Origin of the sequence: Actinomyces marseillensis (assembly GCF_900155605.1) — a bacterium.
In the GTDB taxonomy this organism is placed as follows: Bacteria; Actinomycetota; Actinomycetes; order Actinomycetales; family Actinomycetaceae; genus Pauljensenia; species Pauljensenia marseillensis.
Window position 1 is genome coordinate 1,753,691 of sequence record NZ_LT707420.1, and the last position, 19,912, is coordinate 1,773,602.

At 55.7% G+C, this 19,912-nt stretch carries 18 protein-coding genes; 4 read left to right on the forward strand and 14 right to left on the reverse strand.

Features of this window, described 5'->3' with window-relative positions:
• Positions 1 to 27 precede the first annotated feature (27 nt).
• From BQ8011_RS07755 to dinB, 6 genes are all read right to left on the reverse strand, one after another.
• Positions 28 to 1,722, reverse strand: a complete 1,695-nt coding sequence (locus BQ8011_RS07755) for a peptidoglycan D,D-transpeptidase FtsI family protein (protein WP_072456126.1) — start codon at positions 1,720 to 1,722, stop codon at positions 28 to 30.
• A gap of 65 nt (positions 1,723 to 1,787) precedes the next feature.
• The gene (locus tag BQ8011_RS07760; protein ID WP_072456128.1) at positions 1,788 to 2,183 is read right to left on the reverse strand and encodes a cell division protein FtsL; all 396 of its coding nucleotides are present in this window, start codon (positions 2,181 to 2,183) and stop codon (positions 1,788 to 1,790) included.
• A complete protein-coding gene (gene rsmH, locus BQ8011_RS07765; RefSeq protein ID WP_072456130.1) occupies positions 2,180 to 3,157 on the reverse strand; it encodes a 16S rRNA (cytosine(1402)-N(4))-methyltransferase RsmH in 978 nt (325 codons plus the stop codon). The genes BQ8011_RS07760 and rsmH overlap by 4 nt, the downstream gene beginning before the upstream one ends.
• Positions 3,158 to 3,265: 108 nt before the next feature.
• Entirely contained in the window at positions 3,266 to 3,697 is a 432-nt protein-coding gene (mraZ, locus tag BQ8011_RS07770; protein ID WP_034501622.1) for a division/cell wall cluster transcriptional repressor MraZ, read from the reverse strand.
• A 327-nt stretch (positions 3,698 to 4,024) separates the two neighbouring features.
• Positions 4,025 to 4,393, reverse strand: a complete 369-nt coding sequence (locus BQ8011_RS07775; protein ID WP_072456132.1) for a DUF3040 domain-containing protein — start codon at positions 4,391 to 4,393, stop codon at positions 4,025 to 4,027.
• Between the two features lie 9 nt (positions 4,394 to 4,402).
• Positions 4,403 to 5,620 carry a DNA polymerase IV gene (dinB, locus tag BQ8011_RS07780; RefSeq protein ID WP_072456134.1) on the reverse strand — a complete coding sequence of 406 codons (1,218 nt, stop codon included), beginning with the start codon at positions 5,618 to 5,620 and terminating at the stop codon, positions 4,403 to 4,405.
• 30 nt (positions 5,621 to 5,650) lie between these two features.
• Between dinB and BQ8011_RS07785 the strand changes: the two genes are divergently transcribed.
• A complete protein-coding gene (locus BQ8011_RS07785; RefSeq protein WP_072456136.1) occupies positions 5,651 to 6,448 on the forward strand; it encodes a spermidine synthase in 798 nt (265 codons plus the stop codon).
• Between the two features lie 53 nt (positions 6,449 to 6,501).
• Here BQ8011_RS07785 and BQ8011_RS07790 read toward each other — a convergent pair whose 3' ends face one another.
• Positions 6,502 to 7,656: a PAC2 family protein gene (locus tag BQ8011_RS07790; RefSeq protein WP_072456138.1), complete on the reverse strand. Its 1,155-nt coding sequence runs from the start codon at positions 7,654 to 7,656 to the stop codon at positions 6,502 to 6,504.
• A 176-nt stretch (positions 7,657 to 7,832) separates the two neighbouring features.
• Here BQ8011_RS07790 and BQ8011_RS07795 point away from each other — a divergent pair, with 176 nt between their 5' ends.
• Positions 7,833 to 10,091: a HelD family protein gene (locus BQ8011_RS07795; RefSeq protein ID WP_072456139.1), complete on the forward strand. Its 2,259-nt coding sequence runs from the start codon at positions 7,833 to 7,835 to the stop codon at positions 10,089 to 10,091.
• 10 nt (positions 10,092 to 10,101) lie between these two features.
• Here BQ8011_RS07795 and nrdR read toward each other — a convergent pair whose 3' ends face one another.
• Positions 10,102 to 10,581 (reverse strand): transcriptional regulator NrdR, encoded by a 480-nt coding sequence (nrdR, locus tag BQ8011_RS07800; protein ID WP_034501627.1) that lies wholly within the window; start codon positions 10,579 to 10,581, stop codon positions 10,102 to 10,104.
• Between the two features lie 72 nt (positions 10,582 to 10,653).
• Complete coding sequence (locus tag BQ8011_RS07805; protein ID WP_072457748.1) at positions 10,654 to 11,109, reverse strand: LysM peptidoglycan-binding domain-containing protein; 456 nt, start codon at positions 11,107 to 11,109, stop codon at positions 10,654 to 10,656.
• Between the two features lie 185 nt (positions 11,110 to 11,294).
• Between BQ8011_RS07805 and lexA the strand changes: the two genes are divergently transcribed.
• The gene (gene lexA / locus BQ8011_RS07810; protein WP_072456140.1) at positions 11,295 to 11,984 is read left to right on the forward strand and encodes a transcriptional repressor LexA; all 690 of its coding nucleotides are present in this window, start codon (positions 11,295 to 11,297) and stop codon (positions 11,982 to 11,984) included.
• A 67-nt stretch (positions 11,985 to 12,051) separates the two neighbouring features.
• On the opposite strand, the gene BQ8011_RS07815 is transcribed toward lexA, so the two are convergent.
• The 3 genes from BQ8011_RS07815 to hflX form a co-directional block, all read right to left on the reverse strand.
• A complete protein-coding gene (locus BQ8011_RS07815) occupies positions 12,052 to 13,038 on the reverse strand; it encodes an L-lactate dehydrogenase (RefSeq protein WP_034501629.1) in 987 nt (328 codons plus the stop codon).
• A 95-nt stretch (positions 13,039 to 13,133) separates the two neighbouring features.
• Entirely contained in the window at positions 13,134 to 15,077 is a 1,944-nt protein-coding gene (locus tag BQ8011_RS07820; RefSeq protein ID WP_072456141.1) for an ATP-dependent DNA helicase, read from the reverse strand.
• On the reverse strand, positions 15,074 to 16,591 hold the full coding sequence (hflX, locus tag BQ8011_RS07825) for a GTPase HflX (RefSeq protein WP_072456142.1): 1,518 nt from the start codon (positions 16,589 to 16,591) through the stop codon (positions 15,074 to 15,076). Before hflX ends, BQ8011_RS07820 begins: the two co-directional genes overlap by 4 nt.
• A gap of 127 nt (positions 16,592 to 16,718) precedes the next feature.
• On the opposite strand from hflX, the gene BQ8011_RS07830 reads away from it, so the two are divergent.
• Positions 16,719 to 17,336 carry a class I SAM-dependent methyltransferase gene (locus BQ8011_RS07830; RefSeq protein ID WP_072456144.1) on the forward strand — a complete coding sequence of 206 codons (618 nt, stop codon included), beginning with the start codon at positions 16,719 to 16,721 and terminating at the stop codon, positions 17,334 to 17,336.
• A gap of 32 nt (positions 17,337 to 17,368) precedes the next feature.
• Here the strand turns inward: BQ8011_RS07830 and miaA are convergent, their stop codons facing one another.
• A complete protein-coding gene (gene miaA / locus BQ8011_RS07835; protein WP_072456145.1) occupies positions 17,369 to 18,379 on the reverse strand; it encodes a tRNA (adenosine(37)-N6)-dimethylallyltransferase MiaA in 1,011 nt (336 codons plus the stop codon).
• Positions 18,376 to 19,911 (reverse strand): tRNA (N6-isopentenyl adenosine(37)-C2)-methylthiotransferase MiaB, encoded by a 1,536-nt coding sequence (gene miaB, locus BQ8011_RS07840; RefSeq protein ID WP_072456146.1) that lies wholly within the window; start codon positions 19,909 to 19,911, stop codon positions 18,376 to 18,378. Before miaB ends, miaA begins: the two co-directional genes overlap by 4 nt.
• Position 19,912: the final 1 nt, after the last annotated feature.

Consider the following 19,912-nt stretch of genomic DNA (forward strand, 5'->3'; position numbering starts at 1 on the left):
TTCACCCATTTACTGCACACTAGCGTACTAGGGCCTCGTGGGATACAGCTGGGCAGTTTCTGTAGATGCAGGAATCCCCAGGTTTCGCACTGCTTCAGTTGCTACTTCTCCCCACAGCGGAGCCGCAGAGTCCGAAGACAAGCCGCCCACACGCGGGTTGTACAGAACAACCGAAATCGCCAAACGCGGAGATTCCGCCGGAATCAAACCGGCAGTGTTTGATACGACCGCATCAGCTCCGTTGACCTTAATGTCTGCGGTACCCGTCTTCACAGCAATGCGGTAGCCCTCCACCTTTGCTGTCTGGCCAGTACCCAGTTCATCAGTGACAACAGACTCCATCATGGTGATGAGTTCTTTTGAGCGATCCGCCGACATGACCTGCTGAGGTTGAGGAGCCGTGGCTTTCTCGGCACGCCCCTGCGAATCGATCGTTGAGTCAATAATTCGTGGCGCAATCATCACTCCGCGGTTTCCGATTGCCTGAATGAGTTGATTCTGCTGGACGGCGGTGATGGCGTAGGACTGTCCGAACATCATCGTGTAGCGATCTCGGCCTTGGATATTGTCGAAATCACGCATGATGCCTTGAGATTCACCAGCTAACTCAATCCCCGTGAGTTGGTTGAGTCCCATCTTCGTCATGAAGTCGTAGCGATCACGATCGCCTACCTGCTCGCCAATCTCAATCGTTCCAACGTTTGAGGACTCCGCGAGGATACCGGTCGACGTCAAAGTCTCGGTTCCGTGCTCGTGGTAGTCCTTGATCGGGCCGCCAGCATCAGGAGGGTTAATGCTATACGGGACGCTGTATTGACTCGTTGGCGTAGTTGTTCCCTTTTCCAGGGCCGAGGCCACAGTTAACAGCTTGCCCACCGAACCCGGTTCGTAGGGAGCCTGCACCCCCATGACAGATTGAGGCTTTGCGGCATCCGGCGTCGTGGACCCCGAATCGGCAAGAACAAGAATACGTCCCGTCGACACATCAGAAATGACGACGACTCCCCAGTCCGCATTGTGCTTACGCACGCGTTCATCAAGACGATCTTGAACGAGGTGTTGGAGGTCAGCGTGGAGAGTTGTCCGTACTGAACCGCCATCTTGAGGCTCTTTGGTCGTGCGCTTTCCACCGGGCATAATCGCACCGTTGGGCGAGATCTCGTAAGCTTCTTCTCCTGCTGTTCCCTGGAGGAAATTGTTGAAATACGCTTCAAGTCCTGAAACGCCGTCGCTTTGTGCATTCACCGCACCAACGATCGGAGCCGCAGTATTCCCGTTCGGGTAGACGCGGTCGAAGACCGACTCCCATTCAATTCCAGTGATATCAAGCTTGCGGATCTCACGGTACGTCACCGCATCGACATTTTTCTTGAGGTAGACATACGTGGAATCCCCCAGCATCATGCCGCCCAATTCGGCACGACTCATCCCTAAGAGCGGGGCGAGTTGCTTGGCTGCTTCCGCTGGGCCTCGACCAACTACTTTGCCGTCGTCGTCTTTGTGTTCGTAGGTCGTGATTGCTCGCTGGTTGACCGCAATGTGATAGGCCTGAACTGAATCTGCTAAGACAACGCCATTCACATCGAGGATGTTGCCGCGTTTCGCACCAATTTCACTGACAGCTGTGCGAACTCTTTCTCCTTCCGATGAAAGAGTCGCGCTTTGGAAAACTTGGATGACGAAAAGCTGGAGAACGCATAACGCAAAGAGGAGGGTAAACATCCTCCCGATTCCACGGGCGCGATTCGCAGTGGTATCACTCGCTTTGCGTGTGCGCTGCCACAACCTCATCGCGCGGCGACACCGCCCTCAACTGTGCCATCCGATAGACGAATGGTACCGAGCTTACCGGCGTGCACCATTCCCTGTGCCTTCGCGGCCTTCTCCAGTTCAACAGGAGAAGCCTTTTCTTGAAGTTGAGTCTGCAGAGTCCATGATTGCGCTTCAAGTTCATTGAGCTGAATCTGGTACTCGCGAATCTCGTACGAGGTCTGGGCCATGTGGGTGTTAATCACCATGGGAACCACAATAGCGATTGCGATCATGACCAGCACGATGATCGTCATGGGAATGACTGAGCGACGAGGACGCGAAGAGTCGACCACTGTCAAAAGTGGTCGAATTTCCTCACCTACGTAGGCCGGACGAGAGGTCGCGCGTGCGCGCGCGGTGGCTCCGCTCATGGTCTTTCCTTCCAGGGACGTATCATCTGTGCGCCGCGCAACCGCACAGATGCGGAACGCGGATTATGGGATTTTTCTGTGTCATCAGCCAGCTGCGCTCCTCGAGTGAGGAGTTGCAAGCGAGCTTGAAGTTCTTCGGGGATGAGGGGAATCCCCGCGGGGGCTTGGTCCGTTGCTCCACGTCGGAAGATGTCCTTAACCAGGCGGTCTTCCAAAGATTGATAGGACTCGATGACGATCCTTCCGCCCACGCGAAGTCGTTCGAGGGCTGCGGGAAGTGCGGCCTCGAGAATCGTGAGCTCATCGTTGACCGCAATTCGTAAGGCCTGGAAGGTCCTCTTGGCGGGGTTTCCTCCGGTGCGTCGCGCGGCGGCCGGGATCGAGTCTCGAACGATCTGCGCCAATTGTGAGGTTCGCGTGAGCGGCTGAGTTTCCCGGTCACGAACGATGCGCGCAGCGATCTTCGAGGCGAACTTTTCTTCTCCGTAAACCCGCAGGATCCGCGCGATTTCTTCTTTCGAGGCCGAGGCCAAGAGCTGGGCAGCGCTCACTCCGACGGTGGGGTTCATTCGCATGTCAAGCGGTGCGTCGTGCGCATACGAGAAGCCACGTTCTTCTTCGTCGAGCTGAAGAGAGGAAACACCGAGGTCCATGAGAATGCCATCGACCATTGCTCCTGGCGCCTCGTCGGCGACTGCGGCCATATTGTCGTAAGTCGTATGGAAAGCACGGAATCGAGAGCCAAAGGGTGCAAGCCTAGCTGATGCAAGCTCAATTGCTGCGGGGTCGCGGTCGATACCAAAGACCGTGAGTTGGGGGAAACGCTTGAGTGCCGCTTCGGTGTGACCGCCCATCCCCAAGGTCGCATCAATCAGAATCGCTCCGGGAGCTTCAATAGCGGGAGCGAGCATGTCCAAGCACTCGTTGAGGAGGACAGGAACATGCAAGCGCGAGGCATCGCGGTCAGCAGACACTTCTGTCCTCCTTCTGTGTGATGGGTATCCGTCGTTCCAGGTCCCCCACCGTGCTCTGCCATCGGGGAAGTGACGTCAGAACATCGGGAGGAGACCTGGAATGACGGACTAGAACATTCCTGGGATAATTTCGTTTTCAGTTTGTGAGAACACGTCTTCCTGGACGGACAGGTAATCGTTCCACGCCTGCGAGTTCCAGATCTCTGCACGCGAGCCGGCACCAATGACGGTCAGTTCGCGGTCAAGACCGGCGTATTTGCGAAGATCCGGAGGAAGAGTGATTCTTCCTTGCTTATCCGGAACCTCCTTGTACGCCCCCGAGAGCAGCACGCGGACATAGTCACGTGCTTGTTTGGATGACAGTGGCGCTCGTCGAAGTTCCACCGTCATTTGCTCAAACTCTTGGGCTGGAAAGGCGTAGATGCAGTGTTCTTGACCTCGAGTCAGAACAATGCCACCTTCCATGTCCTCCCGGAATCGGGCAGGCAGAATCACGCGTCCCTTGTCGTCGAGCTTGGGCTCGTAAGTGCCAAGGAACATCATTCACCGCCTTCCCCTCCGTGACATCTTCCCCCACTTTACTCCACGTTTTGCCATTTTGGGATGCTTTATCACACTAATCCGATAGATTCACTACACATATCCGCGGAATATCAAGGAAAAATAAGAGTGGAGGAAAGTGGGGGAAATTTTCAGCGTTTCTCGTCAAAAAACTCAGGAAATGCTTCTGACCAGCACAAACATGCTCAAGCAACTAGAGGTGGGGAAAAGTGGGGAGACTCTCTGAAAGAGACAGAAAGATCCGTCCAGAGATAAAAAATGGATGCCTGGCGAGTACACTCACCAGGCATCCATCCAAAAAGTCAGTTATTCATCTGCAGATCGGCGATCCCAACGCTCTTCTTGACGCTGCATAAAAGAAGCCCTCTTCCCGCCCGAGCGCGCAGCCCGCGGAGTCTGCAAGGCGTACCAAGCGCCGCCAAGCATGAAAAGAAAGCCCGCGACCCCAACGATCAAAGAAATCACCGAGTACCCAAGAGAGACAGCGGCAACCAAAATTAACAAACCCGCGACAATCATCAACGAGCCAGCAGCAACCCGCTTAGGTGAAAGTTTTGAAGAAGAACGCGGCACATCAGCGCCTTCGCGCACGTGATCACGGAAGGAGGAAGGCTGATGGTCGAACTGTGCTTCCATCTCCTCAAGAACTTGCTTCTCGTAATCAGAAAGTGCCATGAGATCATTCTACTTGTTTTCTTCAAGCAAAGATGCAATCGAGATTGCCCCTGCCCCGTACTTTCCACGAATTTGATCCATAGCACGCTCGGCAGCTTCAGGGCGTTCGTCCTGATCAAGCATGACTTCAAAGCCTTCTTCTCGAGCAATAAGCCCCTCTGCTCGCACTCCAAAAAGTCTCACTCCCCCGCTCGGAAGAGTCTCACGAGCAAATAGTTCGCGTGCAATCCTCGAAATATCTCTTCCCAAGTCAGTAGGAGCAGCCAGGCGCTGCTGACGAGTGATCGTTGAAAAATCCGCACCGCGCATTTTGATCGCAACTTGACGACATACCCATCCGCCCTCGCGCAATCGGCGAGCACATTCATGCGCGGCCTTGGTAATAAATTGCTCGAGCAGCCCCCGATCACGAATATCAACCTCGAAGGTTCTCTCCATACCAACCGACTTTTCTTCACGAGAGACGCACACTGGCCTCGGGTCAATTCCCCACGCAAGGTCATGAAGCTGGTGTGCAGCCGCGGCCCCAAGAAGACGAGCCAAACGCTGCACAGGATGCTCAGCAAGCTGCCCAATCGTTTGGATCCCCTCACGTTCAAGGATCTGCCCGCTTTTGGCCCCCACTCCCCACAAGGCGCCAACTGGAAGTCCGTGAAGGAATTCAATCGTGGCCTCGGCGGGGATCAACAAGAGACCGTCAGGTTTGGCATTCGAAGAGGCAATTTTGGCCACCGACTTCGTCGAGGCAATCCCCACCGACGCCGGCAAGCCAAGGTCCCCTCGAATCTGAGTACGGATATCCCGAGCGATCTGAGTGGGGGTTCCGAAACGGAGCCTCGACCCCTTAACGTCAACAAAAGCCTCGTCGACGCTCACTTGCTCAACAAGTGGACTGAAGCGCCCGATAATCTCCATAACTTTGCACGAATACATGCGGTAGAGCTCAAAGTGCCCAGGGATGAATACTGCTGTCGGGCACAGTGCGCGTGCACGAGCAATAGGCATGCCGGCGCGCACGCCCAAGCCCCTAGCCTCGTAGGTCGCAGAAGTGACAACCCCGCGATTCCCACTTCCCCCAACGATGACGGCCTTACCGACAAGCGATGGGTCCTGACGAATCTCAACCTGCGCGAAGAAAGAATCCATGTCAATGTGCAAGATATTCGTTTGAGAATCATCGTCTCCCCAAAAGCGTTTGCGACGCTTATCGCGCGGAGCGTTCGACATCGGATCCCCCTTCCCGCTTAGAGTTGTTCTATGAGTACTCTAGACTCCCCGTCAATTGAGGTACGGTGGGACGGTCCGCGCGCAACGCTTCTTGTCGATGGCGCTGAGTCCTCGTGCATCGACACGTCGGACCCCAGTTATCTCGATTTTGAGTACATGCAGCACGCAACTTGTGCGCTCCAAGCAACATTTCCTTCATCCGCGCCGCTGCGCGTTCTTCATTTGGGAGGTGCAGCCTGCGCACTCCCCTGGGCATGGTCGATTCTCTTTCCCTCATCGCGTCATACGGTCGTTGAGATTTCTCCAAAGATCGCAAGCTTTGCGCGCGAAACCTTCGATCTTCCACGCTCACCTATCCTCAAAATACGAATCGGCGAGGCGCGCGCGGTCATTGATTCTCTTCGAAGCTCGTCCTTTGACGTCATTGTTCGCGACGCATTCGCCGGGGAATCTGTCCCCTCTCAGCTACGAACCCTCGAGTTCACTTCCCAGTGTCATCGTGTTCTCCGCAAAGGCGGTCTTCTGCTGGCCAATAGCGCGCACGGAGGTAGTGACAACGCGCGCATTGATCTGGCAGGCATGCGGGAGAGCTTCGCAGATGTCCAAGCCCTGTGCGACCCCAAAGTTGGGCGCGGAGCACGACGAGGAAATATCGTCTTCCTCGCCCAGTATTCGCCGCAATCCGTCAACGAGGTGGAACTCGACCGTCTTCTCCGCAAGCTCCCTCTTCCCGCCCGTCCCCTTCGCGGCAAAGAGCTATCGAAGTGGCAGGCTGGAGCGCGGGCCATGAGCGACGCGGAAATCGGCTGGGGAATCGACGAGGCCTAGCCTTCACAGAGATTCCCCGGAGCCCCGCGAGTTGGCAGGCACCTAGTTTGGGTTTATTCGACAGAGCCCTCGTGGCTTTGTTGCGCAGATCCTTCGGTGCGTTCCGGACTTTCCTCCGCAGCGGAAGCACTGCCACGGTGGCGAGGCGCGTGTGCACCCCCGGCCGAATCGGAGCCTTCTTTGCGCTCGGCAACGCGTTTGAGGGCCTCGGCAAGAAGGTCGTCAACAGAGGGCTTTTCTTCAATAACCTTCTCGTCGTCTTCAGACGGCTGTGTGTTTCCCGCTGCGCCTTCGGTCACTGAGGCAAGATAGGCCTCGATCGCATCAGAGATCCCCGTTATCTCAGTTTCTTTTTCAGCCCCTACTGCAACCGTAAATGCTGAGGGCACCGCATTAAGGGGGATGCCTAAGCCATCTCCGGAGAAGGAATCATAGTGCTCTTCAAGGGCACGGACGGTGTGCTGAACCTCAGGATTTGCATCCACAAGAGCAGCAAAAGCATCAAAGTCTTCGGCTGCTCCCTGTTCAAGATCTCCCACGGGAAGCGAGAGACCAGAAAACTCGGAGAGCTTACGCAGCAGAGCAGAAGAAGCAGCAGGATAGGCCGATTCCGACATGTAATAGGGAACAATCGCGAGAAGAGTCATCCCATCGATCCCCGCTTTCTTCAGGTGCCATTGAAGGAAAGACACCATCGACCCAGGGTATTGGATTCGCGCCGACATATGTGGCTGCGCGGGAACAAGCGAAGGATCGGTCGTGTGGACGTGGACGGGAGTCGGTCTCGTGTGAGGGACACCGGAAGGGATCCCGGTCATCCCGAAGACCACCTCAACCCCGGCCTCGGTAATGATTTCTCGAACGCGGGAAGCGAAAGTCTGCCAGCGGTAATCGGGTTCAGGCCCATGGAGGAGCAGGAAAGACTCTCCGCGGTCATCACGCAAAAGGTCAAGAGAGATCTTCGGAGTTTCAACCTCTTCAGTCACCCAGCTTTTCACGGTAATGACCGGGCGATGTGAACGGTAGTTAATGAAGTCTTCAGCATCAAAGTCTGCAACGTGCGTGGCGGGAAGGGCGCGAAGCATCTGTTCGACAGCCATGCGGCCGGAAGCGCCTGCATCCATCGCGCCGTCGAAATACGTCACCAGAATTCGCGCACGAGTATGGGGAGCCTGGTGATTATCCCCGCGAGTCTGGGTTTCGGTCACGTTCCCCTCCTTCGGTGTCAAGCTCGCCCCCAGTGGGCACTACTCATAGTAAAACTACATTGTTTACATCCTCCCAGCGCGGCTAATCCCACAATTGCGCCAAGGGCATATCACAGGAATTCGGGGTCCAGATACGGCAAAATAGAACGCCAGACTTTTTCTACCGAGAGGTCCCAATGTCTGACTCAGCTCGCACCGCAGATCACTTGAGCGAAGAACAAAGCTTCGTTGATCGCGCGTATTCGCGCCTTGATAAACTGCGCGCTCAGTACCGCGAGCAGCGCCAAAAGATCGATGCAAATCACGGTGTTGGAAATGCGCAGGGATGGACCGAGCGCGACGCCTTGGCTTCACACTTTGCAGAGCTGTCGACACGCCTCGATAACGTCGAAGAACGTTTGGTATTTGGACGCCTCGACATGAGCGACCAATCTCGGCACTATATCGGCCGTGTTTCTTTGCTTGATGAGCACTCTATTCCCCTTCTTGTTGACTGGAGGGCCCCGATCTCCGCGCCTTTCTACCAAGCAACGGCCCAAGACCCACAAGGCGTTGTTCGCAGGCGACACATTGCGACCCGCGCACGCACCGTCACCTCCGTGGAAGACGAGCTTTTGGATGCCGAGCAGGCCCACACGCATGGTTTAACCCTGCAGGGCGAAGGAGCACTGATGTCTGCTCTGTCTTCGGCACGAAGCGGACGAATGGGCGATATCGTCGCAACGATTCAAGGCGAGCAGGACCGAGTGATTCGAGCAAGTGACCGCGGGATCCTTGTCGTCCAGGGAGGACCGGGAACCGGGAAGACAGCCGTTGCTCTTCACCGCGCAGCCTACTTGCTCTATACCCAGCGCGAACGCCTTGAGCGTTCCGGGGTACTGATCATTGGACCGTCGCGGACCTTCTTGCGTTATATCGAGCAGGTTCTCCCCTCCCTTGGAGAGTCCGGAGTTGTCCAGATGACGATCGGTGACATCGTCCCGGGAGTGTCGAGCAGCGGTGAAGATTCACCCGAGTGCGCCGAAATCAAGGGGCGCGCTGCCTTCGCCCGCATTCTTCGCGAGGCCGTGCGCCTCATCCCGCGTAATCCTCAGCACGATCAGGTCCTTCAAGTCTGGAACCGACGCGTCACCTTGACCACTGAAGAGGTGCGCGCTGCAATTTCACGCGCACGCCGCAGCGGACGTCCCCACAATGCTGTCCGCGAGTCTTTCGCATTGGGACTCATGGAACTCCTCGCGAACAAACTCATCATCGAAGCGGGAGATGCTCACAGCGCAGCCGATATCGATCCTGACGACCTCAATTCATGGATGGCCGAGATTCGCGATTCAATCGATGCCAGGCGCGCCATCAACCTCGCGTGGATGCCGACCCAAGCTCCAGCATTCCTGCGCAAACTATGGTCTCGTCCCGTTCTCTTAGCAGCAGCTAATCGTCACGCAGGATCCCCTCTGTCCGTTGAAGAACTCGCGATCCTCAAGCGCAGCGGCGACAAGCCCTTCACCACTGCTGATATTCCGCTCATTGACGAGCTCGAGGAGCTTCTGGGAACCCTTGAGGTCACCTCAGCTCAGAGCGCGCGAGCCGAGAAACAGCGTGAAAAGGAAGAACGCGAACGCGCAAACGACGCCTTGCAGGCAACGGGCCTAGGCGGAGGTATCGTGACTGCTGAGATGCTTATGCGTCAGACCCAAGAGGTCCGCGCAGTTGTTCCTTTGGCCGAGCGGGCGCGCGCCGACCGCGCGTGGACCTATGGGCACATCGTCATTGACGAGGCCCAGGACCTCTCCCCCATGGCGTGGCGGTGTCTTCTTCGACGCTGTCCAACTCGTTCGATGACAGTTGTTGGCGACCTTGATCAAAAACGTGGGCACCGTCGTCCGATTTCATGGAAGCAAGCACTTGGACCTGCCGCTCGCGCGTTCAGCGAGGAGTTTGTTCTTTCAATCTCCTATCGAACTCCTCGAACGCTCACTCGTATCGCGCAGTCTGTTATGGCATTGCATGGCTCCCCCGTGCTCTATCCCATGGAGGCTGTCCGCGATGTTCCTCATTGTTACCGTGCCTCCCGCGCTCGCGACGAGGCCGATTTACGGATTCGCGTACAAGGTGCGGTAAGCGCAATGGAAGAACGCTTGAATCTTGAGCAAGGCGAGGGCAATGGCCGCGTGTGCGTCATCGTACCCGATTCCCAAGCTCGCCAGTGGCATGCGGATGAATCGGGAGCCGCGGCACTTGATCAACGAGTGAGCTACCTGACTGCAGCTGGTGCCAAAGGTTTGGAGTTCGACTCCGTCGTGGTCGTTGAGCCTCAGGAAATTTTGGAACAGGGAAGCGGAGATCTCTTCGTTGCTCTCACGCGCGCGACCCACGATTTACACGCGCTCACATGCCACGAGTTTCCCCGCGGCATGGAAGACTGGGACGAGTAACCCCGTGATTTTAGCCGCGTGCTTTGCTGGCCTGAGCCTTTTCTTGCGAGCGTTGGCGCAGGGTGTCAATAGCCCGCGCAAAGTCATCAAGCGAGTTGAAGGCGTGGTAGACCGAAGCGAAACGCAAGTAAGCAATTTCGTCGAGATCCTGCAAGAAGGGCAAAATCGCCTTCCCCACTTCATCACTAGACACTGAGGAAACCCCGGAGGTGCGAAGATGCTCTTCAACCTGCTGTGCAAGAAGAGCCAATTCGTCATCACTGACGGGACGCCCCTGGCACGCTTTCCGCACGCCAGCAACGACTTTATTACGCGAGAAAGGCTCAATCACACCCGAGCGTTTAACGACTTGGAAGGATGAAGTCTCAAGCGTGGTGAATCGTTTTTTGCACGACGTGCATTCCCTTCGCCTCCGGATCGAGGCGCCATCATCCGCAATACGCGTATCGACCACACGCGAATCGGGGTTGTGACAGAAGGGGCAATGCACCCTCTAACGCTACGGTTGATCGTGATGATTCGCAACTATGACACGTGGAGCAAAGCGATAGTTCACGAAGCATTAGCGAGTCGGAATGCGCACTTCCTGCCCAACCTGAAGAGCTCCCTGAATATCATTGAGCTGTTCGATGTCTGTCACGACGTCCTGCAAGGGACGAGAAGTATCAACACCTTGAGCCAAGCTCCACACGCTGTCCCCTCTGGAAACGGAGACAACCCGCGTTGGCCCATCATATGGGGAAGTCTGCAGAGCAAGACCTGCGCCGATCGCAATCCCTACCGCGGCAACAAATGCAAGACCTGAGCTGAGCGCGCGGCGCAGATTGATCTGGGTGCGCTGCACCAAGACGGGATGACGCCGCATCGAGGGATCGTCCGCGCGAAGAACCTGTCGACGGCGACGGACAGAAGGTGCGTTTTGAATGTCATAGACACGTGCAAGAGGTTCATCACGAACGATTTCAAGGTGCGGACGACGGCTTGCCTCTTGAGTGGCAGCAATAGTCAGTGTGCTCACAATGTTCCCCTTTCGGTCGTACACATGTTCGTCGAACACTTGTACGATAGCAATTCTTTCGAGAAATGTCGAGCCATTTTCGAACATATGTTTGATTTAGCTGATTTCTCCCGTATTCTTAACGGTGAGAGTGGACCACGGGACACTTTCACTTCCATCCACTTTTGAGCCTCGAAGGAATTATCGTGAGCAGCGACACAGAATTGACCGAGCGGCAAATCGAGATTCTGCGCCTGATTAACACCGAAGTACGCACTCGCGGTTTCCCTCCATCGGTGCGAGAAATCGCGCAGGTCGTTGGATTGTCTTCCCCATCAACCGTCAAGCATCACCTCGACACTCTCGAGCGTTTGGGCTTCCTCCAGAAAGTGCCCGGACTTCCTCGTGCACTTGAAGTCTCAGAACTTGGCAAATCCGTTTTAGGGGAAGAAAAAGAACCGAAGAATCCAGACTCCACAAAAGTCGTCACGGTTGAAATTCCCACTGCTCACGTTGACGAAGAAGCATCAGCAATTCCTCTTGTCGGAAGAATTGCAGCGGGCGCACCCATTACAGCGGAACAAGCAATCGAAGACATCTTTGAACTCCCCACCCGCCTCACAGGCCACGGGGAACTCTTCATGCTTGAAGTACACGGAGACTCTATGGTCGATGCCGGTATCCTCGACGGAGATTTCGTCGTCATCCGCAGCCAGTCAACAGCTCTCAACGGGCAATTCGTCGCGGCAATGATCGACGGGGAAGCAACCGTGAAAGAGTTTTCACGCACTCAGGGCCACGTCTGGCTGCTCCCCCACAACGAAAACTACGCCCCCATCCCGGGCGATGAATCGACAATTATGGGAAGAGTAGTTACCGTTATTCGTTCGCTCTAAAACATAATAGTTGTGGCCAAGGCATCCTATGCCTTGGCCACAAACCTTTCAGTGAACAGCGGAGCGCTCAGAAGCCCAGATCGCGAGCAACCTGACGCAGACGCGTTGCAGATTCGGTCAAACCGTCACGCTCAGCCAGCGTCAAAGGCGGATTCAACACGCGCCCAGCGCCTTCTCGCCCAACCAGTGTCGGCGCAGCCATGCAGACATCCGAGATTCCTTCCCAATCTTCCAAGAGGGTCGAAATCGTCAGGACCCGGTTTTCATCGCGAAGCACCGCGCGAGCAATGTTCGAAGCAGCCAAGCCAATTGCGTAGTTCGTTGCACCCTTGCCTTCAATAATCTTGTAAGCGGAGTTCACAACGTCCAGTGCGATTTGCTGACGCAGCTCAGCGTCAAAAAGCTTGCCAGACAGGGTCGGTCCCCAGTGACGCAAGGGCACGTTGCCAATCTCAGCAGAGGACCACAGTGCCACCTCAGAATCGCCGTGTTCACCAGCGACATAGGCGTGAATATTCTGCGTTGCGACTCCGGTTTCCAAAGAGACTAAGTAGCGCAGGCGTGAAGTGTCCAAAACGGTACCCGAACCAAAAACCTGGTTACGAGGGAGGCCCGTAATCTTGAGCGCGGCGTAGGTGACAACGTCAACCGGGTTCGTGATGAACATATAGCGCGCTTCGGGAGCGACGTTGAGAAGGTTGGGCAAAATCTTACGCATCAAGTCAACGGTGGATCCGGCCAATTCCAGACGAGACTGCCCGGGCTTCTGCTTCGCTCCGGCAGTGACGATCACCAGGTCAGCGCCGCGAACGATCTCTACGTCATCGGATCCCTCTACGGAACCGGAGGGCGTGAATTGGATACCGTGCGCCATATCCAAGGCTTCAGCTTCCACCTTGGGCTTATTGATGTCATGAAGGACGATGTCACGAGCATCCCCGCGCATCAAACAGGCATAAGCGACAGCAGTACCGACCGCACCGGCACCAACAATTGCGATCTTCGAAGGACGGCCTGAAGATCCGGGATACAGACTTTGAGCATGGGTGGGCATGAATGACCTCCTAAACGACTGAGCACGTCTATTGTTGCAGATCACTCAAGCGGATGACAGGGCTAAACTCCCACTTAGCGGTGAGTTGTACCGCTTTATTTTTCTGGCAAATCCGCCTGTAAACGCTCAAGGGCAGAGCAGGCAACATCAATGTCGTGTGTCGGCCAGAGCTTAGGCATGGACGCACGGATATACGCGCCGTAATTCCTTGTGGCGAGGCGCGAATCCAACACTGCAACGACTCCACGATCTTCGTGTGATCGAAGTAAACGTCCGGCTCCCTGCGCCATCATGAGGGCCGCGTGATTGACACTCACTTGCCAAAAACCGCTCTGTTTCTGCCGATCAGCGTCACGCGTCAGGGCTTTGACCATGGGATTGTGTGGATGCGGGAATGGAATTTTGTCAATGACCACAAGGCGACACGCATCTCCAACCACATCAACGCCTTGCCACAAAGACATCGTTCCCACAAGAACCGAATCACGTTCGCGACGGAAACGCTTGATCAGAGTGCTCAGCGAGTCCTCACCTTGGAGCATGACGTCCTTCATCCCGTCAGCCCGAAGCTGCTCAGCGCCCGCGCGTGCACCTTTCCACGAGGAAAAAAGCACAAGAGCTCCGCCGCCACTAGCGCGTACGAGGCGACTCATGTATTCCAAAGATTCAACGCTGGGGCCTTCTGGACGAGGAGCAGCAAGCGAAGCGGCAATATAGAGGATTCCCTGTTTGGCCGCATCGAAAGGAGAGCCTACGTCGATCCCCTTCCATGGCAGAGGCGCCATCATGACCCCCGTCTTGTAGGCGAGAGGTTCGAAGCTATCTCCCAAGCGCAAGGTTGCTGAAGTCAGAATCGTCGGTTTTTCCCCAAATGCATGCTCAGCAAGGGCGGGGGCAACGTGAAGAGGCGCGATCACAAGTTCACTTAGGCCTCGATCATCGTCTTGCTCAATCCACGTCACACTCTTTTCGGAGTCTCTCCCCCACGCAACTCCCACCTGCGCAAGCTGGTCAAGGAGGGATTTCACCATGACTTTTGCTGTTGCCTCTAACTGCTGCGCGCTGGACTGTGTCTCCAAATCACGGCAAGCTGAATCAAAGGAAGAAAGAATCCCCGAAAGCGGTGCACGGTCATCAAGAAGCCCGCTTGGCAGAGTACGAATCACCGAATCGAGCTGGGCACCCACACTTTCCAGAGCCGAAGTGTCCATCGACGCCAAAGAACGCAACCGCCTTGAGATCCTTGCAAGCATCTTCACAGACAGCGACACTGAGGCTTGTTCGCGCACCCTGTCGGCGAGTTCGTGGGCTTCATCAACCGCGAGTGCGCCGATCGGACCAAAAAGGTCCCCCTCTCCCAAGGCATTGATTCCAAGAAGAGAATGGTTCGTCACGACGACATCGGCATCTTGGGCCAGCTCGCGCGCCATTTGAGGAAAACAGTTGTCAATCATTGGACATTGCTTCCCAAGGCATTCCAGGCTTGATACTGACACCTGTGACCACGCGCGGTCATCCACCCCAGGGTCAAGCTCATCGCGGTCCCCTGTTTCCGTTTCTCCAGCCCACGATCGAAGACGAAGGATCTGTGCTCCCATTTCGGTAGTATGGGTCCCCTCTTCGTCTTGCTCAGGCCCCATGTCGAAAAGGGTTCCTTCGAGCGGATATCCCCCGCCAAGACGATAGTTACACAGGTAGTTATTCCAGCCTTTCAGGAGAGCAACACGGGGCCGCCTACCACTTGTCGCTTCAATGGCATCGGCTGCTACCGGCGCATCTTTCGTGAGGATCTGGTGCTGGAGGTTCTTTGTCGCAGTCGAGACAAGGACACGCTCGTCTCGATTCATCGCAAAGTCCATGAGAGGAATCAAATACCCCAGGGATTTACCTGTTCCAGTCCCCGCCTGAACAAGCAGGTTCTCTGGAGCGTCAAGCGCATCGCAGATTGCGCTCACCATGGTTTCTTGCCCGGGCCGCGGGGAACCACCAATATCGCTGAGAGCTCGATTGAGTGCTTTGAGCGACGACTCGCGACTCACGACTGATCCTCTTCGGCGTCGCTCGCGTCTTCACCTATCGAGTCTTCAAAGTAGGCAACAGCGCGTACTGCTGCAGCTAAAGCTCCCCCAACGCGTGCCCGAATGCGTTGTCCTTGTTCGAGATAGTCTTCGAAGAGGAGTTCTCCTTCTTCGTGCACTCGATGGATCAAAGCACCATGAGCGTAAGGAACGACGCAATCAATGATCTCAGTTGGCCGTGGGAGCATTTCGGCAATCGCATGCTGAAGGTCAGTGATACCTTCCCCCGTTGCTGCACTGACAAGCACGGCTTGGGGAACCAAAGAACGCACGAACGCCCGCTGTTCTGAGGACGCGAGGTCAACCTTGTTGAAGACAATCAGTTCTGGGATATCCCGCGCTCCGTCAATCGTCTCAAAAACGGAATGTACCGCTTGAATCTGCCCGACGGGATCAGGGTGTGCGCCGTCAACAACGTGGACGATAACGTCAGCTTGTCCCACTTCTTCCAAAGTCGAGCGAAAGGCCTCGACAAGCTGAGTGGGAAGACGCGAGACAAAACCGACGGTATCGGAAAGCGTGTACGCGCGTCCGTCTTCAGTCTGAGTCCGCCGAACAGTGGGATCCAAGGTCGCAAACAGAGCATCTTCAACCAATACTCCGGCCCCGGTTAAGGCATTGAGTAGCGTCGATTTCCCAGCATTCGTATAACCGGCAATTGCAACCGCTGGAATCTTGGAACGCTCTCGATTGGCGCGCTGAGCACGGCGCGCCGGCTCCATCCTGCGGATCTGTTCGCGCAGCTTCGCCATTCGAGTACGAATACGACGACGATCCAACTCGATCTTTGTCTCGCCCGGACCACGTGAACCGATACCTTCACCCGAAGCGACTCGTCCACCAGCTTGGCGAGACATTGAGTCGCCCCAACCGCGCAGTCGAGGAAGCAAATACTCAAGTTGTGCCAGCTCAACTTGAGCCTTGCCTTCACGCGATTTTGCGTGCTGCGCAAAAATATCCAAGATCAGCGCAGTGCGATCAACAACCTTGACTTTGACGACGTCTTCAAGACCGCGGCGTTGAGAAGGAGCCAAATCTCCATCGACAATCACGGTATCAGCCCCGTCTGCCGCAACGAGTTCGGCAAGTTCACGCGCTTTTCCCGAGCCTAAATACGTTGCAGGATCAGGATGACTCCGTTTCTGGATCACACCATCGAGAACTTGGGATCCTGCTGTCTGCGCCAAAGCAGCGAGCTCACGCAGAGAGTTTTCTGCTTCCTCTTCGCTCCCGCTTGTCCGCAGGCCGACAAGAACAACTTTTTCAAGGCGAATCTGCCGGTACTCGACCTCTGAGATTTCCTCAAGTTCCGTCGATAAGCCTTGGATACGCCTGGTTCCCGCTCGCGCTTCGCGCTCGAGTTCACCAGCTTGCGAGTAGTGTTCTTGCCCTGCTGTCGATTCCAATGCGGTTCCGGTACGCGCAAGAATTCGCGCAACAACGCCTCGTGCCCGCTCGGTGGAATCTTCTGACATCAATCGTCTCCAAAAGTCGTGAAAGTGGTGTTTTCTATTTTCCCATGTTTGTCGTCTTCTCGGCCTTCCTTGTGGACAAGTCGCGTTGTTTCGCTGCTCCCGCTCCACGTCAAGTAGTCTTAACAACGTGGATGAACAGTACTTCACCGATTCGCAACCAGCCTCCGCCGATGAGCTGCATCTTCTTCGCGACCACGTTCGAGGATTCGACCTCGAAATGTGGGTGAGCGATCGCGTATTTTCTGGCGGGCGCATTGACTTGGGAACGCGCCAGCTTATTGCCGAGGCCCCTGCTCTTCCCCCGCGTGGAACCTTCCTTGATTTGGGATGCGGCTGGGGCCCCCTTGCAGTCACGATGGCTCTGGAGTCTCCCGAGGCGAGTGTGTGGGCAGTTGACGTTAACTCTCGTGCAGTCGATCTGACTGCACGCAATGCCTCTCGCAATGAGGCAGATAATGTTCAAGCACTCCACGCCGAGGAAGCTTTAAAGATCGTTGCGGCTCAGGAAGTAACCTTTGATGTCATTTGGTCAAACCCGCCGATCCGCATTGGTAAGAAAGCTCTCCATGAGTTACTGACCACGTGGCTTTCCCTCTTAAGCCACGACGGCGTCGCCTACCTTGTTGTCCAAAAGAACCTTGGTGCGGATTCTTTGACCGCGTGGCTTCGCGATCAGGGGTTCCCTTCCGAAAAGATTGCATCAAAGAAGGGCTTCCGGATCATCGAGGTTCACGCTCAGGCCTAAAAACAGCGAAGTCCCCTCCTGAAGCTGCGAACCTAAGCGATATCAAAAAGAGCGCAGGAGCGAAGGGCGGTTTCTCGCGCAAGGCTAAGCGCGGCCTCGGCAGACATGGAAGTTTCTCGCGAGGAACGATCAATCCACACTATGCGCGGGTCACGACGCAACCACTTCATCTGCCTGCGCGCAAGCTGTCTGGTGGCTAGGGCAACAGAGTCAATGGCCTGCTCAGTTGTGAGTTCCCCATCAATAACCGCGAGCGCTTGGGCATAGCCAGTTGCTTTTGCGGCAGTTTTCGCTGCCCTCAAACCTTGTTTATCTAGTTCTCGCGTTTCCTCGACAAGCCCTTGCTCAAACATTACCTGTGTACGCAGCCAAATCCGCTGATCGAGCTCTTCTAGCGGCCAGCGTAGAGCAACCATCACTGCCGGTGCCGCATACACATACTGCGGCATCGACGAGGAGTAGGGCTTCCCAGTCAGCTCGATTACTTCAAGTGCACGAATAATCCGCCGAGCGTTATGCGCATCGATACGCGAAGCAGAAAGAGGGTCCAGTTCTTCAAGGCGAGCAAAGAGATGCTCCACTCCCCCAGGAGTTCGTGATTCTTCCTCGAGCCTGCTGCGCAGCTCCGTATCGGTACCGGGGAAATCTAAATGGTCTAAAAGAGCGCGCTGGTATAGTCCAGAACCACCGGCAACAACAGCCAGATTTGAACGCGCGTGAATCTGCGCAATATCTTCTCGTGCATATTTTTGATATGCGGCAACAGAGGCCTCGTCACTGATATCAAGGACATCAATCTGATGGTGCGGAATTCCTCGCCGTTCGTTAAACGGAGTTTTCGCGGTACCGATATCCATTCCGCGATACAACTGAAGCGCGTCGGCTGATACGAGTTCCCCCTGCTTAGCTCCCATCTCCTGCGGGAGTAGTTGTGCAAGGTCTAGCGCAAGATCGCTCTTTCCCGAGGCCGTCGGTCCGACGACCGCAACGATTAAGTTGCGCTGTTCTCCGAGCCGCGTACGTGCGGTTTCGCACTCGATCATTGTGTCTCTGAGGAACCGATGCGGATCCGTGGAATTCCCAGAGAAATCTTCGAGTCTTCCTCATGGGCTTGACGTGCCTGCCAAGCATCGCCTGCTCGTGTACGTCGTAATTCGAAGAGACCGCCCTCTTCTAAGGCAGAGTCTGCGATGAGGTGATGGGGAGCGCCATAAGTGACGCGCGCGCGGAGCATATCCCCGGGTCGAGGCCGATCGGCCTCGCTCATGCCAAGAGGAAGAGCGACGTGGACCAAACGATTGTCGCGTGCACGCCCAGAAATGCGGTGTGTACTACCGTCCTTTCGGCCTTCACCCGCGGCGACGAGAACTTCGACTTCCTGTCCGGCCAAGGCCGCATTATCTTCTGCGCAGATCCGTTCTTGGAGCGCAAGAAGGCGCTTGTACCTTTCGAGCGCAATGTCTTGGGGCACTTGATCGTCGCGGTCAGCAGCCGGAGTTCCAGGACGCGGCGAATAGAGGAATGTAAAGGCTGAGGTGAAGCGAGCTTCTTCAACGACTTCCAGAGTCTGTTGGAAGTCTTCCTCTGTTTCACCGGGGAATCCAACGATGATGTCAGTCGTAATGGCAGCGTCTGGGATTGCTGCACGTACGCGTGACAAAATACCCATGAAGCGTTCACGACGGTAGGAACGTCGCATCTGTCGCAAAATTGCATCCGACCCTGATTGCAGGGGCATGTGCAAGGAAGGCATGACCGTTGGGGTCTGTGCCATCGCTTCGATAACGTCATCAGTAAATGCTGCGGGATGTGGACTGGTGAAGCGCACACGTTCGAGGCCCTCGATCTGCCCCACTGCCCGCAAGAGATCAGAGAAGGCGCCTCGTTGCCCGAAGCTCACGCCATAAGAATTGACATTTTGTCCCAAGAGAGTAACTTCGATGGCGCCTTCGTCAACGACGGCCTGGACTTCTTCAAGAATCTCACCCGGACGGCGGTCTCTTTCTTTTCCTCGCAGATGGGGAACGATGCAGAAGGTGCACGTGTTATTGCAACCGACTGAAATCGAAACCCATGCCGCATACGCGCTTTCACGATGAGTAGGAAGCGTTGAGGGGAAGACCTTCAATGACTCCTCAATCTCTACTGCGGCCTGGCGATTGTGCTCGGCTCGGCGCAATAGAGCAGGGAGGACATCGATATTGTGAGTACCGAATACCGCATCAACCCAAGGGGCCTTTTCGATGATGCCATCGCGCATTTGCTGAGCAAGACAGCCTCCGACAGCAATCTGCATTCCAGGACGTTCGCGTTTGACTGCTGCTAGCTGTCCTAGATTGCCGAAAAGACGTGTGGCGGCATTTTCACGAACGGAGCACGTGTTGATGACGATAACGTCTGCGCCCATGTCTCCCGCGTCTGTTGCTCGCGCGGCGGCGGCGGGTACGCGTTCAACAGGAACCAGACCTGCTTTCTCTAAAAGCCCTGAAATACGTTCAGAGTCATGCTCATTCATCTGGCACCCAAGGGTGCGCACCGCATATGTCCGCGGGAAGTCCATCATTTCAACACTCATC

Bases quoted from the DNA above. Each gene is read 5' to 3' on its own strand.
- BQ8011_RS07755 (WP_072456126.1), bottom strand. From the start codon at position 1,722: ATGTTTACCCTCCTCTTTGCGTTATGCGTTCTCCAGCTTTTCGTCATC.
- BQ8011_RS07760 (WP_072456128.1), bottom strand. From the start codon at position 2,183: ATGAGCGGAGCCACCGCGCGCGCACGCGCGACCTCTCGTCCGGCCTAC.
- mraZ (WP_034501622.1), bottom strand. From the start codon at position 3,697: ATGTTCCTTGGCACTTACGAGCCCAAGCTCGACGACAAGGGACGCGTG.
- BQ8011_RS07775 (WP_072456132.1), bottom strand. From the start codon at position 4,393: ATGGCACTTTCTGATTACGAGAAGCAAGTTCTTGAGGAGATGGAAGCA.
- dinB (WP_072456134.1), bottom strand. From the start codon at position 5,620: ATGTCGAACGCTCCGCGCGATAAGCGTCGCAAACGCTTTTGGGGAGAC.
- BQ8011_RS07785 (WP_072456136.1), top strand. From the start codon at position 5,651: ATGAGTACTCTAGACTCCCCGTCAATTGAGGTACGGTGGGACGGTCCG.
- BQ8011_RS07795 (WP_072456139.1), top strand. From the start codon at position 7,833: ATGTCTGACTCAGCTCGCACCGCAGATCACTTGAGCGAAGAACAAAGC.
- BQ8011_RS07815 (WP_034501629.1), bottom strand. From the start codon at position 13,038: ATGCCCACCCATGCTCAAAGTCTGTATCCCGGATCTTCAGGCCGTCCT.
- hflX (WP_072456142.1), bottom strand. From the start codon at position 16,591: ATGTCAGAAGATTCCACCGAGCGGGCACGAGGCGTTGTTGCGCGAATT.
- miaA (WP_072456145.1), bottom strand. From the start codon at position 18,379: ATGATCGAGTGCGAAACCGCACGTACGCGGCTCGGAGAACAGCGCAAC.
- miaB (WP_072456146.1), bottom strand. From the start codon at position 19,911: ATGAGTGTTGAAATGATGGACTTCCCGCGGACATATGCGGTGCGCACC.